Annotated in this window: 15 protein-coding genes; all 15 read left to right on the forward strand. The window is 51.0% G+C overall.

Features of this window, described 5'->3' with window-relative positions:
* The first annotated feature begins 296 nt into the window (after positions 1 to 296).
* The 15 genes from spoVT to ftsH all read left to right on the forward strand — a co-directional run bounded on the left by spoVT (position 297) and on the right by ftsH (position 16,366).
* A complete protein-coding gene (gene spoVT, locus MHH48_RS00220) occupies positions 297 to 839 on the forward strand; it encodes a stage V sporulation protein T (RefSeq protein WP_071221080.1) in 543 nt (180 codons plus the stop codon).
* A 203-nt stretch (positions 840 to 1,042) separates the two neighbouring features.
* A complete protein-coding gene (locus MHH48_RS00225) occupies positions 1,043 to 2,722 on the forward strand; it encodes a polysaccharide biosynthesis protein (RefSeq protein ID WP_076326539.1) in 1,680 nt (559 codons plus the stop codon).
* Between the two features lie 92 nt (positions 2,723 to 2,814).
* Positions 2,815 to 4,329: a nucleoside triphosphate pyrophosphohydrolase gene (gene mazG, locus MHH48_RS00230; RefSeq protein WP_076326538.1), complete on the forward strand. Its 1,515-nt coding sequence runs from the start codon at positions 2,815 to 2,817 to the stop codon at positions 4,327 to 4,329.
* Between the two features lie 166 nt (positions 4,330 to 4,495).
* Complete coding sequence (locus MHH48_RS00235) at positions 4,496 to 4,768, forward strand: HU family DNA-binding protein (RefSeq protein WP_009591918.1); 273 nt, start codon at positions 4,496 to 4,498, stop codon at positions 4,766 to 4,768.
* Complete coding sequence (locus MHH48_RS00240) at positions 4,768 to 5,046, forward strand: RNA-binding S4 domain-containing protein (RefSeq protein ID WP_076326537.1); 279 nt, start codon at positions 4,768 to 4,770, stop codon at positions 5,044 to 5,046. The genes MHH48_RS00235 and MHH48_RS00240 overlap by 1 nt, the downstream gene beginning before the upstream one ends.
* A gap of 217 nt (positions 5,047 to 5,263) precedes the next feature.
* On the forward strand, positions 5,264 to 5,545 hold the full coding sequence (gene yabP / locus MHH48_RS00245) for a sporulation protein YabP (RefSeq protein WP_009591926.1): 282 nt from the start codon (positions 5,264 to 5,266) through the stop codon (positions 5,543 to 5,545).
* A complete protein-coding gene (gene yabQ / locus MHH48_RS00250; protein ID WP_076326536.1) occupies positions 5,542 to 6,111 on the forward strand; it encodes a spore cortex biosynthesis protein YabQ in 570 nt (189 codons plus the stop codon). Before yabP ends, yabQ begins: the two co-directional genes overlap by 4 nt.
* A gap of 11 nt (positions 6,112 to 6,122) precedes the next feature.
* Entirely contained in the window at positions 6,123 to 6,473 is a 351-nt protein-coding gene (locus MHH48_RS00255; RefSeq protein ID WP_076326535.1) for a septum formation initiator family protein, read from the forward strand.
* A 114-nt stretch (positions 6,474 to 6,587) separates the two neighbouring features.
* Positions 6,588 to 7,076, forward strand: coding sequence for a S1 domain-containing RNA-binding protein (locus MHH48_RS00260; protein WP_076326534.1), 489 nt, complete (start codon positions 6,588 to 6,590; stop codon positions 7,074 to 7,076).
* 345 nt (positions 7,077 to 7,421) lie between these two features.
* The gene (gene spoIIE, locus MHH48_RS00265; RefSeq protein WP_076326533.1) at positions 7,422 to 9,932 is read left to right on the forward strand and encodes a stage II sporulation protein E; all 2,511 of its coding nucleotides are present in this window, start codon (positions 7,422 to 7,424) and stop codon (positions 9,930 to 9,932) included.
* 167 nt (positions 9,933 to 10,099) lie between these two features.
* Positions 10,100 to 10,840 (forward strand): vWA domain-containing protein, encoded by a 741-nt coding sequence (locus MHH48_RS00270; protein WP_076326532.1) that lies wholly within the window; start codon positions 10,100 to 10,102, stop codon positions 10,838 to 10,840.
* Positions 10,824 to 11,744, forward strand: coding sequence for a serine/threonine protein kinase (locus MHH48_RS00275; RefSeq protein ID WP_076326531.1), 921 nt, complete (start codon positions 10,824 to 10,826; stop codon positions 11,742 to 11,744). The genes MHH48_RS00270 and MHH48_RS00275 overlap by 17 nt, the downstream gene beginning before the upstream one ends.
* A 408-nt stretch (positions 11,745 to 12,152) precedes the next feature.
* Complete coding sequence (gene tilS, locus MHH48_RS00280; RefSeq protein WP_076326697.1) at positions 12,153 to 13,583, forward strand: tRNA lysidine(34) synthetase TilS; 1,431 nt, start codon at positions 12,153 to 12,155, stop codon at positions 13,581 to 13,583.
* A 68-nt stretch (positions 13,584 to 13,651) separates the two neighbouring features.
* On the forward strand, positions 13,652 to 14,191 hold the full coding sequence (gene hpt, locus MHH48_RS00285) for a hypoxanthine phosphoribosyltransferase (RefSeq protein WP_076326696.1): 540 nt from the start codon (positions 13,652 to 13,654) through the stop codon (positions 14,189 to 14,191).
* 99 nt (positions 14,192 to 14,290) lie between these two features.
* Positions 14,291 to 16,366 carry an ATP-dependent zinc metalloprotease FtsH gene (ftsH, locus tag MHH48_RS00290; protein WP_076326695.1) on the forward strand — a complete coding sequence of 692 codons (2,076 nt, stop codon included), beginning with the start codon at positions 14,291 to 14,293 and terminating at the stop codon, positions 16,364 to 16,366.
* Positions 16,367 to 16,536 lie beyond the last annotated feature (170 nt).

Below are 16,536 nucleotides of genomic sequence, written 5' to 3' on the forward strand. Positions count from 1 at the left end.
ATTGTAATGCGCTGCGGGTAATGCTGTTACGGCTAGCGCATGATCAAATGGTGGGATCTTCGAGTCCATAACGTGCGAAATCGCGCGTTATGGATTTTTTCTCCCCTGACATCCGTCTCTTTCGAATGATATTTATTTTTGGATTTCGCAACCAACAGAGGGTAGATGATGTATAAGGAATTGGGAATGGATGAATACTATGGTCAGACATTAACTCTTATATACCTGGGGACATCCTCTTCCCGAATGGAACAGTAGTTGAAAAATCTTCTTATGAAAGTGGGGCAACAAGTGACATGAAAGCTACTGGTATCGTCCGCCGTATTGATGACCTCGGGCGCGTGGTCATTCCAAAAGAAATTAGACGCACACTGCGGATTCGCGAAGGTGACCCGCTGGAAATTTTCGTTGACCGGGATGGAGAAGTCATTCTGAAGAAATATTCACCGATCGGTGAATTGGGCGATTTTGCGAAGGAATACGCAGAGTCCCTTTATGAGAGCACAGGTCACATCACGATCATATCGGACCGTGATACATTTATCGCCGTAGCAGGCGGCTCCAAGAAGGAGTATTTGGACAAGCCGATCGGCAACCTTCTGGAAAACTGCATGGAAAATCGCAAGACGGTGCTGGAAAGCAACAGTGGTACGTATGAGATCAGCAAAGACAATCCTGAAACTTTATCCGCTTTTGTCGCTGCGCCTATCATTGCTGGAGGAGACCCGATTGGCAGTGTTGTGCTGCTGAACAAGGACGAATCCGTGAACATGGGTGAGATGGAAGTGAAGATGTCTGAAACCGCCGCAGGCTTCCTCGGCAAGCAAATGGAACAATAAGACAAGGACATGAATCCTTGGATGAAGACTCCCGCTGAACGTTGATCACAGGGTCAATCGGCAGCTGGGAGTTTTTGTTGTCCGGTTTCTCTTTTTTGTACCCCTCTCCCGCCCTTGGTTATAATGGAGGTACACATGGCAGCATCTGCGCAGATGTTTGGTCTGTGATACGAAAAAAAGAAACTAGGGGATTGGAAGAGGATATGAAACCAGATCAAACAGGGGCAAGGCTTCTACAGGGAGCGTTTATTCTCAGTGCGGCCGCGCTTCTGTCCAAGCTGATTGGCACATTGCAAAAAATACCGCTGCAAAATATGGGTGGGGATGCCGTCTTTGGCATCTACAATACGGTTTATCCGTTCTATATGATGATCATTACGATAGCGGCGGTTGGCTTCCCCGCGGCGGTCTCCAAATATGTGGCAGAATATGAGGCCGAAGGGCGCACTGAGGACGGCCATCGCCTGCTGCGCCTGTCTTCCGTCTCGTTGGTGCTGTTCGGTCTATTTCTCGGCTTCCTGATGTATGTCTGTGCTCCGTGGATCGGGATGTGGATCGGAAGCAGTCAGGTTGTGCCCGCCCTCCGCGCAGGTGCGTTGGCGCTGGCATTCGTGCCTTGGATGTCAGTCCTGCGCGGTTATTTTCAAGGGCTGCACAATATGGTGCCAACGGCAATCTCCCAGATTACGGAGCAGGTTGTCCGTGTTGGGGTCATGATTGTGCTGCTGCTCTACATGATCCGTGCCGGTGCCGATCCCGACGTAATTGCCGCCGGAGCGCTGCTCGGATCTGCTGCCGGTGGCGCCGCCGGTCTATTGGTGATGGGACTATACTGGCGCAAGCATGTCCGGTCAACTCGGGGTGAAATACAAGGAGAAGTAAGTCAAGGATTCGGAGCGGCGGGTATGAACGAAACGGGGATGCGTGCCGATGTAACTAGAGAGGGAGCGGGTGTTCTACTTGGCCGCCTGCTTGCTTATGGAATCCCCGTCTGTCTTAGTCTGCTCGCTGTTCCACTGATTGGACTGGTGGATACCTTCACGGTGCCCCGTTTATTGACATCCGGTGGACTGGGCGAAGCAACGGCCATGGCGGAGTTTGGGGTCTATAACCGCGGATTGCCGCTTGTCCAGTTGGTTACGATGCTGGCTACTTCGTTGTCGGTTCTGTTTATCCCTGCGCTGGCGGAGGCCAAGTTCAAAGGAGAGTCCGCCCGGGTTGCAAGCCAAACCCGCATGGCCCTCCGTTGGTTTTGGCTGATTGGAATGACGGCCTCCGTAGGCCTGGCAGTGCTGGCTGAGCCGATTAACGTCATGCTGTACGAGGATGCTGCTGGGACGGTGACGATGCAGGTGATTGCCTTTACGGCTGCTGGGGGTACGCTAAGCACGATTACGGCTGCGCTGCTTCAAGGGATCGGTATGGTCAAAGCACCGGCGGTTCATCTGCTGGCTGCGGCTGGGCTCAAGCTGCTGCTCAACCTGCTGTTGGTGCCGCAGTTCGGCATTACCGGCGCAGCCATCGCCGGCGTGGCTGCGCATCTGACCGCCGCCGCGCTCAACCTCGCGCTGCTCTCGCGAAGCGCTGGCGCCCGCCTTGACGTCGGCGGCATGTTCGCAAGGACGCTGCCGGTCCTCGCTGCGGTGGCACTGGCCGCCTGGGGCGCAGGTGAGGCAGCCGGCGGCATCTTGGCGGCTGCCGGCCTCGCCCCGGGCCGCCTCACCCACGCGGCTGCGAGCCTGAGCGGCGTCGCGGCTGGCTGCGGCGCCTTCCTTATCGGCGCCGCACTCACGAAGCTCCTCACCGAGGAGGAGCTTCGGATGCTGCCAAAGGTCGGAAGACCGCTGGCGGCCTTCTTGCGGGCCCTGCGAGTGCTGCGCTGACCCGGGCTGACGTGAGATGTTTGATCTTCTGTGATATAGTAGTGTACGATAATGACGTCGACAAGGCGGACGAAGACGAAAGGAAGTAGCGTATGAGTGCATCCATTACGGTGGTCGGCTTGGGTTCTGGCAACCCAGATCGATTGACGATAGGTATCATAAAAACCATGCAGCGGGCATCGAAGGTGTATGTGCGTACATTATCTCATCCCGTCATCGCTGCGTTGAATGAGTTCCAGATTCACCCGGAATCGTTTGACCATGTGTATGAAGCGCATGACACCTTTCCCGAGGTGTACGAATCCATTGCATCCGCGCTAATCAACTTGGCTAAGGCTGCTGAGGATGATCGTGAGCTTGTCTACGCGGTGCCCGGGCATCCGATGGTAGCGGAGGCAACGGTTCGGTTATTACGGGAACGCTGCCCGGGAGAGCATGTGACGCTTACGGTGCTCGGCGGTGAGAGCTTTCTGGACGAGGCCTTCGTTCGCCTTGGTTTCGATCCCATTGAGGGCTTCCAGCTTCTCGATGCGGCTGAGCTACGTGCAAGTGTCATCCAGCCGCAGCTCCATACCCTGATCGGCCAGGTGTATGACATGTTTACCGCTTCGGAAGTTAAACTGGCGCTGATGGAACTGTATCCGGACGAATATCCGGTCATTGTCGGCCATGCGCTGGGCGTTGAGGGCGAGGAAGTGATCCAGCGCGTGCCGCTCTACGAGCTTGATCGCATCGACGGGTATGGGAATCTTTCGCTGGTCTACGTACCCCGAAGCGATGACAGCCTGCTTCGACAGCGAACGTTTGCCAGACTCCATGAGATCGTTGGCATTCTGCGCAGTCCTGAGGGCTGTCCATGGGACCGTGAGCAGACCCATGAATCCATCCGCAAAAATCTGATCGAAGAAACCTATGAGGTATTAGAGACGATTGATGAGGATGATCCTGAGCATATGCAGGAAGAACTCGGGGATCTGCTGCTTCAGATTATGCTGCATTCTCAGATGGAAGAGGAGCTCGGTACCTTTACGGTGTATGATGTCATTCAAGCGTTGAATGACAAGTTGATCTTCCGTCACCCGCATGTCTTTGGCGAGAGCAGCGCCAAAGATGCGGAATCTGCCCTGCAGAACTGGGAGCAGATGAAAGCGGAAGAGAAGCGCCGCAAAGGGCTCTCCCCAGAGAAAGCTTCGGCACTGGATGGCATTCCGCGGGATCTTCCCGCCTTGATGAAGGCGTACAAGCTCCAGAAGAAAGCATCCAAGGTTGGTTTCGATTGGGATAATATCGAGGGCGTGTTCCAGAAGATTGAAGAGGAACTCGGTGAACTGAGGCAGGCGGTGACCGAGGGCCAGTCTGATGAGGATACAGCGCTTGAGCTCGGCGATCTGCTGTTCGCGGTCTCCAATGCGGCAAGATTTATTGGGGCGGACCCGGAAGAGGCGCTTTCGAGAACGAACCGGAAGTTTGTCAGTCGCTTCAGCTACATAGAGGAGCAGCTTGCCGCCCAGGGGAAAACCTTGCAGGAAAGTACCCTGGACGAGATGGAAGCCCTATGGCAGGCAGCTAAATCGGGATCGACACAAAGCGGCGGTATCGATGTGTGAAAAAGGCAACTTTTCACGTAAAAAATAAAAAAATAGGGATTTGCGGCAGGAATTCCGCAAGGCATCCAGAATAATCATTAATGGTGAAATCTTGCAGATTGCAAGGCGGTTTAACCGAATAACCGTAAAATCTTATATTTTTCTGATAATTGGGAGGATTTAATTCATGAACAAAACAGATCTGATCAACAACATTTCCGGTAAAAGTGGATTGACAAAAAAAGACGTAGAGAACGTCTTGAACGGCTTCCTTGGTGAAATTACTGAAGCTTTGGCTAATGGCGATAAAGTTCAATTGATCGGCTTTGGTACATTCGAGACTCGCAAGCGCGCTGGACGTACAGGCCGCAACCCGCAAACAGGTAACACAATCGAAATTCCAGAATCCAACGTTCCTGCGTTCAAGGCAGGTAACAAGCTTAAAGAAGCCGTAAAATAATGCGTGTCGATAAATTCCTGAAAGTATCGAGGTTAATCAAGCGGCGTACCGTAGCGAAAGATGTATCGGATCAAGGTCGGGTACTGATCAATGGCCGTGAGGCCAAGCCGAGCAGCACGGTTAAATTGGGCGACGAGATCACCGTCCAATTTGGTCAGAAGCTGGTGACCGTCCGGGTCGAGCGTCTTACCGAGACAACCCGTAAAGATGAGGCGACCAGCCTCTATACCTTGGTCAAGGAAGAACCGATCGTTAAAGATCGCGGATTGGACTGGTAATCAGCCGAGCCGTTCCATCAAACGTCCCTCTCACCATATGGTGTGGGGGACGTTTTTTATGTTTATCATGGGTGTATAAACGTTGGACCTCCCGCTCTCGTTCTTTCTCCGTGCATTCCTTGCAGCATCACGATCATTCCTGAAGCGGTTGCTCTTCTTCCGGTTCTAAAGGCAGGCGCCTTCCCATAAGCTATTGTTAAAAGGAGGGGTACATGCCATGATCGACCAAGGGAAGGGCAAGTTTCATGACCTGCGGATGCAGAACCGGAAGCTGCTGGACATTACGGGTGTCCAAAATGTGGAGAGCTTTGACAGTGAAGAATTTCTGCTTCAAACCGAGCTTGGGCATCTCACCATTCGGGGGCAAAATTTACATATTAAAAATCTCAGCCTGGAAGAGGGGCTTTTGTCGATTGAAGGTCAGGTGCATTCACTGATTTATTTGAATCCCGGTTCGCAGACCAAGAACAAGAGTCTGCTAGGTAAGCTGTTTAAATGAACCCCAGCGTACAATGGATCACGCTGCTCTGGATGCTCTTCTCCGGAGCAGCGATGGGAGTCGCCTTCGACAGCTACCGGGTGCTGGCAGGGCAGCTCCGTTTCCCGCAATGGTCCAAGCATACCCTGGACTTCCTTTACTGGATTGCGGCAGCCTTCTTCATTTTTCGCATGTTGTATGTGACCAATGACGGTCAACTGCGTTTTTATGTCTTTGTGGGCCTGTTTATAGGGGTTTGGATCTATTTTTTATTATGGAGTGTCATAACCCAGCGTTTTGTGGTAATGTTAATTCAAGTGACAAAAGGCTTGTTGTCATTTTTGTACAAGCTGTTCCGTATCTTATTGTGGAATCCGATCAGAGGAATCCTGATGCTCATCTTAGGATTGTTAAGGTTTCTATGGAAGTTTCTCCTGTCGCTGTTGCGTTTAGTCCTTAAATGCCTCATGCCTTTTTGCCGACTCTTGAAATGGATGCTGAGACCGATCACATCCAGAGTCAGGCTGCCGGCATGGTTCAAGCAATTCGCGGACAAGGTTATCAAGGCGTGGAAGCGCTGGTTTTAGGAGGTATGGTCATGGGAAGATTTGCTGATCCATCGAAGCAGGCTCCCCAACAAACCAAGACAAAGAACAAAGGCGCACGCCGGCGTAAAAGAATGTTTGTGGCGATGATGGCGCTGTTTTTGATCTGGACAGGTTCAACGCTCTGGTCCCAGAATGACCGCATCCGTAATCAGAACGAAGCGCTAGCTCAAAAGCAAGAGGATTATAAGTCCGTTGAACAGTCGCTAATCCAGATTACTCATGAAGTGGAGCGATTGAAGGACCCTGAATATATCGGGCAGATTGCCCGCAAGAAGTTTGGACTGTATCTGCCAAATGAGACGCCGATCATTCAGCCCCAAAATTCGGGCGAAGAGCCGTAATTAGGCATGACAGACGTCTGTTGACCTTGTTTAGGTCATTATCGTATAATCAAATCACCGCAGCGCGATTTATAAATCGGACTGTATATTTTTAAGGGAGGATCATTTTATTCTATGGCAATTGAAGTGGGCACCAAGTTAGAGGGCAAGGTGACAGGCATAACGCATTTTGGAGCATTTGTGGATCTGTCAGGAGGTGTCACGGGTCTCGTTCACATCTCGGAGATCGCCGACAACTACGTTAAGGATGTCAACGATCATTTGAAGATCAACGATGTCGTTACCGTGAAGGTGATTAATGTCGACAAGGACGGCAAGATCGGTCTTTCGATCAAGCAGGCTGTCGACAAGCCGGCTTCCGAAAGTCGTCCACCCCGCGCACCGAGACCGGAACGCAGTGGCGGCGGCGGAGAACGATTCGGAGGTGGCGCTGGTGGAGGATTCAACCGTGAACGCGGTGGACGCCCGTTTAAGCCTGCGGCCAACAAGCCTTCATTTGAGGATAAAATGTCACGCTTCCTGAAAGACAGTGAAGAACGAATCTCTTCGCTTAAGAAGAATACGGAAGGCAAACGCGGTGGACGCGGAGCCAAACGTATGTAATTCGATAAAATATAAACTGACCGCAGAGGGAAACCGCCTTCTGCGGTTTTTTTGTCGTTGTATCCAAGGGTACGACAGGTTCCTACGCAATTTACGGCGCTTCCGTGTGGAATGAGCACGGGATGTCTGCCTCAATTCGGGAAATGATCTGCAAGAATGCTCCAGGTTTGAGGCGTGTAAACACCGCTGGGCGTGGGGGATCAAGGCTCTTTTCCCGAACGTTCGCAAGGCCCGTTGATTTTGTCGGAAATTTCTTTGGGGCTTGTCCGGTGTTCTGACAAACTTTCCTGAACAGGGGTTTTATAATGGGACCAACAAATTCGTGAAGAATGGGGTGCCAGCGTAATGGATAAAAGAAATCTGGTGATGTTTCCGGGTACTGAGGCAGTTAAAGGGGGAGCGGGTTCCATTCGTGCCCGTGTAACAGAACGGTTAGGGCAGCTGCCTTTTCTACAGCGTCCCATCCACTTCCTGGCCGCTAAGAAGTGGATGATCCTGCTAACCTTCATGGGTTTTCTGCTCGGACGAGCGATGATTCTGGGAGAGCTGTCTCCATTTGCAATCGCTTATTTTGCAGTCATTGCCTTTATGCGCCGTGATTATTTGCTGCCGGTAGGCGCCGCTATCGTTGCAGGAAGTTTATTTGCGTCCTTTCCGGTGGCATGGATGGTACCGGCAGAAATCTTGATCTTTTACTTTATGATGCGGGGATTGGAGACCTATGATCGGGCAGAATTGTCGTATGCACCGCTGATGGTATTTGTCTCCACCTTCTTCGTGAATCTGTTCAGTGTTCTCATCGGACCAAGCATTACCTGGTATTCCATGATGATGCTCACCTTGAATGCCGTGCTCAGCTTTGTCCTGACATTGGTCTTTATTCAAGCGATTCCCGTGCTGACGCTTCGTAAAAAAACGCATGCTCTTCGAAATGAAGAAATTCTATGTATTATCATTTTGCTGGCGTCGGTCATGACAGGTGCCGTTGGCTGGACGATACAATCTCTGTCGGTAGAGCATGTCTTATCCCGATACTTAATTCTGCTGTTTGCCCTAGTCGGGGGAGCTCCGCTAGGCGCCTCGGTTGGCGTAGTAACGGGCCTCATCCTCAGTCTTGCCAACATTTCGGCATTCTCCCAGATGAGTTTGCTCGCCTTTTCCGGGATGCTCGCAGGTATGCTGAAGGAAGGGAAGAAAGGCGGTGTTTCGCTGGGAATGCTGCTGGGGGCAACTATTCTCTCCATCTATTTCAGCAATCCTGGAGAAGTGATGATCTCCACTTGGGAAACCTGCGCGGCTATCGTGTTATTCCTCATTACGCCCAAGAGCGTGATGCAGGCTATAGGCAAATATGTGCCTGGCACGCAGGATCATACCCGTTCACAGCATGAATACGCCAAGCGGGTCAGGGATCTTACAGCGGACCGTGTGACCCAATTCTCCCGGGTGTTCCGGCAGCTCTCGCAAAGCTTCGGACAGACGTCCGGGGTTATACAGCCTCCGGGCAAACAAACGGAGGAGATGAATCATTTCATGAATGCCGTGGCGGAGGGAAGCTGTGCCACATGCTTTAAACGGAATCAGTGCTGGGATATGAAGTTTTACCAGACTTATAAATATATGACCGATATGATGACCTCGATCGAGGAGAATCCTGAGATGGAAGCAGACGATCTGCCGCCGGAATGGAGCCGGATCTGTGCCAAGAAGGAGGAGGTGCTTGGCATCCTCAAGCAGCAGTATCATCTTTACCAACATGATATGCAGTGGAAACGCCAAATATACGATAGCCGTCATCTGGTAGCGGAACAATTATCCGGGGTTTCGCAGGTCATGGAAGACTTGGCCCGAGAGATCAAGCGGGAAAGCCAGACCATGCACATTCAAGAAGAACAGATTCGGGAAGCGCTTCAGCAGCTGGGCTTATCGGTTCAAGGCATCGATATCATCAGTTTGGATTCCGGGCAGGTCGAGATTGAGATCATTCATGCATACACCCGGGGTTATGACGAATGCAGGAAGATTATCGGACCGCTGCTGTCCGACATTCTCGGGGAGCATATCGCCGTAATGGAAGAGACCTTGATCCATCCAAGAGATGGATTGGCCACCGTGCGATTCGGCTCAGCGAAAACATATGAAATTATGACGGGCGTAGCCGCAGCGGCTAAGGGAGGGGATATTTTATCAGGTGACAGCTTCAGTACGGTCGAGCTGGGCAACGGGACGTTTGCGGTAGCGCTTAGTGATGGTATGGGCAACGGGGAAAGGGCACGGCTCGAGAGCAGCTCGGCTCTGAATATATTAGAACAGCTGCTTCAATCCGGGATGGATGAGAAGCTGGCAATCAAATCGGTCAACTCGATTCTAATGCTGCGCTCGCCGGATGAAATCTATGCCACGGTCGATATGGCCCTAATCGATCAATATACGGCTCAGACCACCTTTATGAAGATCGGTTCGACGCCAAGCTTTATCAAACGAGGCAATGATGTCATACCGGTCTCGGCCAGCAATCTTCCGATTGGGATCATTCAGGATATCGAAGTGGACCTAGTCTCATTACAGCTGCAGGCCGGTGATGTTCTCATTATGATGACGGATGGCATATATGATGCGCCGGGTTATGCGGTAAACAAGGAGCTATGGATGAAACGAATGATTCAGGAAGTGAACAGTGAGGATCCGCAGGAAATTGCCGATTGTTTGTTGGAGAAGGTGATTCGTTACCAGCAGAATCAAATTCATGATGATATGACGGTGGTGGTCGGGCGTGTGGATCACTTTCATCCGGAATGGTCGAATGTGCATGTTCCGGGCTTTGCCCGAATGGAGCGGCCGCGAACGGTTAGCTGATGCGTTAGATAAATCAAGCGATTACCCGGGAAATGGAGGCCCCCGGAGATGGTAAATCTTTTTACGTCTATTCTTCCTATATATCGTTTGAACTCTCTTGAATGTGGAAATGATAGAGATAGAAGTCAAATCGATAGGAATGGATGAGACGGAGGCGATCATTTATTATGAAGCAAATTCTACTGATTACGGACGGGTGCTCTAACGTTGGGGCCAGTCCAGTTCTGGCCGCAGCCCATGCGCTCCAGGATGGTATTGTTGTGAATGTGGTGGGGGTTCTTGATTACGGGACGATCGGTGAGCTAGGGGGATTGGAAATTCAGGAGATAGCCAAAGCGGGAGGAGGCATACACCGGATCGTAGGCACACCGCAGCTGGCGCAGACGATACAGATGATGACTCGGAAAACGGTGGTTCAGACGATCCAACAAGCGGTAAATAAGGAGATACAGCATATTCTGGGGGGCGGGTCGCTGGAGGAGCTTCCGCCGGACAAGCGTTCGCAGGTCGTGGAAGTGGTGGATGAGCTGGCTGAGACATCATCACTGCAGGTCGCGCTGTTAATCGATGCAAGTGCAAGTATGAAACCCAAGCTGGCTGCCGTTGAGGAAGCGATACGTGATTTGATGCTGAGTTTGAAAGCGCGCGCAGGCTCAAGCGAATTGTCCGTATTCCATTTTCCTGGAAAACACAGCGGCGAGGATATCGTGATGGACGTGAATTGGACCTCAGATCTTGACGGCGCCCGGGGAATGTTCAGCCGCCTGCAGATGAGAGGGGCGACGCCGACTGGACCTGCCTTGTTAAAGGTGATTGAATTTTACCGATATGGTACACTAGAAGGTAATCAATCATGGCAGGGTCATTCCAGCCAAGAGGAAGGGATGCTCGGTGACTACGTTGTCTAACCCGGGTTATCCGCCAGGAACCGTAATTAAAGGCAAGTGGCGGAACAGCCGGTACATCGTGGAACGTATGCTCGGCAAAGGGGCTAACGGCAAGGTGTATCTGGTTCACCGGGCAGGAGTACGGGGGCGTTATGCTTTGAAAGTAGGGTATGACGCTCTGGATCTTCAATCCGAAATTAATGTGCTGAATGCGTTAAAAGAACAGATGCCGGACCCGTATCTCGTGGAGGCGGACGATCATCATGACGGCAGTGGCGAAGTGTCCTTCTATGTTATGCGTTACATTGAGGGGAGTCCGCTGCATCATTTTATTCGCAAACGCGGTGCCGACTGGATCGGATTGATCGGACTGAAGCTGCTCGAGAAGCTGTCCGTTCTGCATGCATCCGGTTATGCATTCGGTGATTTGAAGCCGGATAATGTGATGGTCTCGGCATACGGTAGAGTGGAACTGATCGATTACGGAGGCGTCAGCCCTTTCGGACGCAGCGTAAAGCAGTTTACGGAATGGTATGATCGGGGATACTGGAATGCCGGAAGCCGGACTGGCGACGTAACCTATGATTTGTTCTCGTTTGCCGTGATGTGTATCGGCCTGCTGGATGAGAAATCATTACGGGAGGCGTCTTGTCAGCTTCCCCAGACCCGTAGTGTTGCAGATCTGCAGCTGGTGCTGCGAAGAAACCTTGTGTTCAAACCATACGCTGTTTGGCTGAACAAGGCTTTATCGGGGGATTTCGCGGATTCACGGGAAGCGTTGAACGAGTGGAGAAAACGAATATACGAAGGTTCGGGCAGGAACGTGCGTCCTAATCCAGGACGAACTCCGCGTTGGCTGAAGAACGCGTTTGGTTTATCGTTAGTAATCATGGCCCTTGCTGTTTATTTTTTCTTCCGCTCATGAAGTTGTTACCTTGTTACTGGGAGTTCATAAAGGTGCGAGTTCAAAAAGGTCGGTTTTCAGCACCGAAGCTTATGCTCCCGATGTGCGTTTTTTCAAAACGCTTCAGTTGGATGAAGCTAGGGACGTCAGGAGTGGAGCGTACGCTTGGGTACGTGAGCACCTGAAATGTTTCCGCAGGAAACATACTTCGAAAGCATCTGCTTAGGCCCGGCTGAATTCAAGCCGAGTGGCTTCCTGATTCACTTCGTGTTAGATATAGAATTTATGAGTTATCAGTGGAACTGATGAAATTCTATATCGCAAGAAAACCTACCTATGCATCGCGGTCGCTCATCCTTGAAGTGGCCTCGATAGGGGTTTTCTTATCAAAAGCGGGCTTTTTGAACAACCTCTAAAGGGGACCTGGAAGTGAAACAGGATTATTTACGAACATTCGTCAACCATGTCGAGCGTACAGCCGCAGAGTTTGATCTGTGGTCAGAAGGCGATAGCATCGTGGTCGCTGTTTCCGGCGGGCCTGATTCCGTTGCGCTCCTGCACGTGCTGCATGAAATTTCTTTGCACCGGACACCGCTCCGATTGATCTGCGCCCATGTGCATCATGGGTTTCGGAAAGAGTCGGACCAAGAGGCGGAGATGGTGCGTGAACTGGCGGAGCGGCTCGGACTTCCATTTGAAACGGCGTTCATCGATATTCCTGCTTATATGGAAGAGAGCGGTAAGGGTGGGCAGGAGGCTGCAAGAGAGAAGCGTTATGAATTTTTGCTGCAAACGGCTCATAAATACAATGCGCGCTCCGTGGCTCTGGCTCATCATGCTGACGACCAAGCCGAGACGGTACTCATGAGGCTTCTGCGTGGAAGCGGCTTGTCCGGACTTGCCGGAATAAAATTTAAGCGCACGGAAAAAAAAGTGGAACTTATCCGCCCGTTCCTTCGTATGTACAAGGCGGATATCGTAGAGCTGTGCCACGAATGCGGTTTCCAGTATGCGGTGGATGATAGCAATCTACAGACGAAGTACCGCCGTAATGCGATTCGCCTGGAAGTATTGCCTTTTCTGGAACGATATAATGGGCAGTTCTCCTCCTCACTCAATCAGCTGGCCGAAATAGTCCAGCAGGAGGATGATTTTGTGGAGCTTGAAGCTGCGAAGCAATTTCGGAGTATGGTACAGGAGAACGATGGGAGGCTCGCTTTCGACGCGCCTTCCTTTTTGGGCTTACATGTCGCTTTACAACGGCGTTTGATTAAACTAATATTAAATTACCTGCCCTCAGACCAGGAAAACACCGATTTTGTCAAGATTGAAACGGTGCGCCATGGCATTCTTAACGATCAGCGAAGCAACTGGCGTCTGGATCTGGGTGACGGCATTACCTGTGTTCGTGAGTATGGAGTGATCCAGTTTTGGCCTAAGCCTCCGAATGAACAGGGACAGTACATATACATTCTTGATTCTCCTGATGTTTCGCAGCAGTATGTTAAGGAAATCGGAAAAATGCTGAAATTGTCGTCAATGACAGGAAGCGAAAGCCGGAACGGCTCCAGACCATCAGCCTTTGTGGCGGATTTTGATGCGGATGAGCTGAGGTTTCCCTTAACCTTGCGTAACAGACAGCCGGGGGACAAGATGAAGATCATGGGATTAAACGGAAGCAAAAAGGTGAAAGATATTCTCATTGATGAGAAAATCCCACCGTCTGTCCGTGCCCGGATTCCTATTCTTTGTGACGGTTCTGGCAGCATCGTGTGGATTCCAGGTGTACGACGTTCCGTTCACGCCGCTTGCGGGCGGCACACATCACGAGTTCTCCGGATGGAGCTATCGGATGCTTAAGGCAAGTGTAAAACGAAGAATGGCCCGTTTCACGCTTTCATAGTATAAACGTAGGAGGTCCACTTAAGTTGCAGAATGACATTCAGGAAATACTCATCAGTGAAGAAGAGATTCACGCAAAGATTAAGGAACTTGGTTCCAAACTCAGCGCCGAATATGTGGGACGCAATCCACTCGTTATTTGCGTTCTTAAAGGTGCATTTATTTTTATGGCCGACTTGGTTAAATCCATAACAGTACCTCTTGAGTTGGATTTCATGGCTGTATCCAGTTATGGGGCATCAACCAAATCCTCCGGCGTGGTGAAGATCATTAAAGATCTGGACGCATCCGTTGAAGGCAGGGATGTGCTGATTGTGGAGGATATTATCGACAGCGGTCTTACGCTGAGCCATTTGATTGAGCTTTTGAAGAGCCGCAAGGCAAACTCGGTGCGCGTTGTCACGCTGTTTGACAAGCCGGCACGCCGTACGGTGGATTTGCAGGCCGATTACACCGGATTCGTGCTACCGGATGCTTTTGTTGTCGGATACGGGCTCGATTATGCCGAGCATTACCGGAACCTCCCCTACATCGGGATTTTGAAGCCGGAAATCTACAGCAGTTAAACCGCGGCAATGGGCTGCTATCACAGTTCAGGGCCCTTTGTTGAGATGGCCAGACAGGCTGTGGTAAAATATCTTATGTGTCTTGAGAGGAGGTAGGGGATGAGTCGGTTCATCCGGAATTCTGGTTTTTATTTGATTCTATTTTTAGTCGTGGTGGGCATAGTACAATTCGTTACTAATGGCGGCGAGCAAGCCGATGCCCCTAGTTATAATCAACTGCGGCAGGAAGTCAAAGCTAACAACATAGAGGAAATGACGGTACAATTTGACGGTTACGCTTATCTGGTGACCGGTAAGTATAGGGAGATTTCCGAAGAGAAAAAATCGGAGAATTTCTCAACCTATATTCCTGCCACGGATGCAGCGATGCAAGAGCTGACTGCAGCCAGTGACAGCAACAACGTCAAACTGTCCGTGCAGCCAATGGAAGGCCAAAGCATTTGGCTGACATTGCTTTCATCCTTTATTCCGCTCATCATTATGTTTGTTCTGTTCTTCTTCCTGTTTAATCAGGCCCAAGGCGGCGGCGGCAAAGTGATGAACTTTGGTAAGAGCAAAGCCCGCTTATATAATGAAGAGAAGAAACGGATTACATTTGAGGATGTAGCCGGAGCAGATGAAGAGAAGCAGGAACTTGTTGAAGTTGTTGACTTCTTGAAAGATCCGCGCAAGTTTAACACGGTTGGCGCTCGCATTCCGAAGGGCGTTCTGCTTGTCGGTCCTCCGGGAACAGGTAAGACGCTCCTGGCTCGTGCCGTTGCTGGTGAAGCAGGAGTGCCATTCTTTAGTATTTCCGGTTCCGACTTTGTTGAGATGTTTGTCGGTGTCGGTGCTTCTCGTGTACGTGACTTGTTCGAGAACGCGAAGAAGAATGCACCATGTATCATCTTTATTGATGAGATTGATGCTGTGGGTCGTCAGCGTGGCGCCGGACTTGGCGGCGGTCATGACGAGCGTGAGCAGACACTCAACCAGTTGCTGGTTGAAATGGACGGTTTCGGAGCGAACGAAGGCATTATCATCGTTGCTGCGACCAACCGCCCGGACATTTTGGACCCGGCGCTTCTTCGTCCGGGACGTTTTGACCGTCAGATTACCGTGGATCGCCCGGATGTGAAGGGCCGTGAAGCCGTACTGAAGGTTCATGCACGCAACAAACCATTGACGAAGGATGTTAAACTTGACATCATCGCCAAACGTACAACCGGTTTTACAGGCGCCGATCTGGAGAATCTCCTGAACGAGGCTGCCTTGCTTGCGGCTCGCCGCAACCGTAAAGATATCTCCATGCGAGAAGTGGATGAGGCGATTGACCGTGTTATCGTCGGTACGGAGAAACGCAGCCGCGTGATCAGTGATCGCGAGAAACGTATCGTAGCTTACCATGAAGCAGGTCACACCATTGTGGGTTACTTCCTTGAGCATGCGGATACGGTGCACAAGGTAACGATTATTCCTCGTGGCCGTGCCGGTGGATATGTCATCATGATGCCGAAGGAAGATCGGATGCTCGTGACGAAGCAGGAATTGCTGGATCGCGTAACCGGTTTGCTCGGCGGCCGTGTTGCTGAGGAACTGTTCATTGGTGAAATCGGAACCGGAGCATATAGTGACTTCCAACAAGCGACGGGCATTATCCGCAGCATGGTTGTGGAATACGGTATGAGTGAGAAGCTCGGACCGATGCAGTTCGGTACATCCCAAGGACAAGTGTTCCTTGGACGTGATATCGGACATGAGCAGAACTATAGTGATCGAATCGCTTATGAGATCGATCAGGAAATGCAGCGATTTATTAATGATTGCTATGAGAAATGTAAAGAGATCCTGAATAAACATGCTAAAGAGGTTCACCTGATTGCGAACACGCTCCTCGAGATGGAAACGCTGGAGCTTGAGCAAATCAAGAATCTCATTGAGACCGGATCAGCTGAAGGCAACGGCAGTGGCGACGGTGAAGGAGAAGGTTCTACCGAGAATGGTGAACCGATCATCGACAACATTGGCGACGTGAAAGTTCGTATCCAAGGGAAAGAAGACGGCGAGCAGCCGACTTCCACGGAAGAAATTCCGAACAACCCGATGGATTCGAATGATCCAGGGCCGGAGCGAAAAGATTCCGAGCGCAAGGATCCTCCAGGCGGATCGGACAACGGTAACAGCAGCTTAACGTAATATTCGCTGATAAAACATCGAATACCGAATAAAATTGAAGAACCGGAGAACGATAATTCGTTTTCCGGTTCTTTTTGTGCTTTCTATCACATTGACAGGGGGCAGAACGAACGTGTACATTAGTTGTTAAATAAGGATGCGCATCCTTTCACAAAGGTGGAAACCATCCT

The sequence above is a fragment of the Paenibacillus sp. FSL F4-0100 genome, from assembly GCF_037993005.1.
GTDB lineage: Bacteria > Bacillota > Bacilli > Paenibacillales > Paenibacillaceae > Paenibacillus_AQ.

Excerpts from the sequence above, each read along its gene's own strand:
- spoVT (WP_071221080.1), top strand. The coding sequence starts at position 297 with ATGAAAGCTACTGGTATCGTCCGCCGTATTGATGACCTCGGGCGCGTG.
- MHH48_RS00225 (WP_076326539.1), top strand. The coding sequence starts at position 1,043 with ATGAAACCAGATCAAACAGGGGCAAGGCTTCTACAGGGAGCGTTTATT.
- mazG (WP_076326538.1), top strand. The coding sequence starts at position 2,815 with ATGAGTGCATCCATTACGGTGGTCGGCTTGGGTTCTGGCAACCCAGAT.
- MHH48_RS00235 (WP_009591918.1), top strand. The coding sequence starts at position 4,496 with ATGAACAAAACAGATCTGATCAACAACATTTCCGGTAAAAGTGGATTG.
- MHH48_RS00240 (WP_076326537.1), top strand. The coding sequence starts at position 4,768 with ATGCGTGTCGATAAATTCCTGAAAGTATCGAGGTTAATCAAGCGGCGT.
- yabP (WP_009591926.1), top strand. The coding sequence starts at position 5,264 with ATGATCGACCAAGGGAAGGGCAAGTTTCATGACCTGCGGATGCAGAAC.
- yabQ (WP_076326536.1), top strand. The coding sequence starts at position 5,542 with ATGAACCCCAGCGTACAATGGATCACGCTGCTCTGGATGCTCTTCTCC.
- MHH48_RS00255 (WP_076326535.1), top strand. The coding sequence starts at position 6,123 with ATGGGAAGATTTGCTGATCCATCGAAGCAGGCTCCCCAACAAACCAAG.
- MHH48_RS00260 (WP_076326534.1), top strand. The coding sequence starts at position 6,588 with ATGGCAATTGAAGTGGGCACCAAGTTAGAGGGCAAGGTGACAGGCATA.
- spoIIE (WP_076326533.1), top strand. The coding sequence starts at position 7,422 with ATGGATAAAAGAAATCTGGTGATGTTTCCGGGTACTGAGGCAGTTAAA.
- MHH48_RS00270 (WP_076326532.1), top strand. The coding sequence starts at position 10,100 with ATGAAGCAAATTCTACTGATTACGGACGGGTGCTCTAACGTTGGGGCC.
- ftsH (WP_076326695.1), top strand. The coding sequence starts at position 14,291 with ATGAGTCGGTTCATCCGGAATTCTGGTTTTTATTTGATTCTATTTTTA.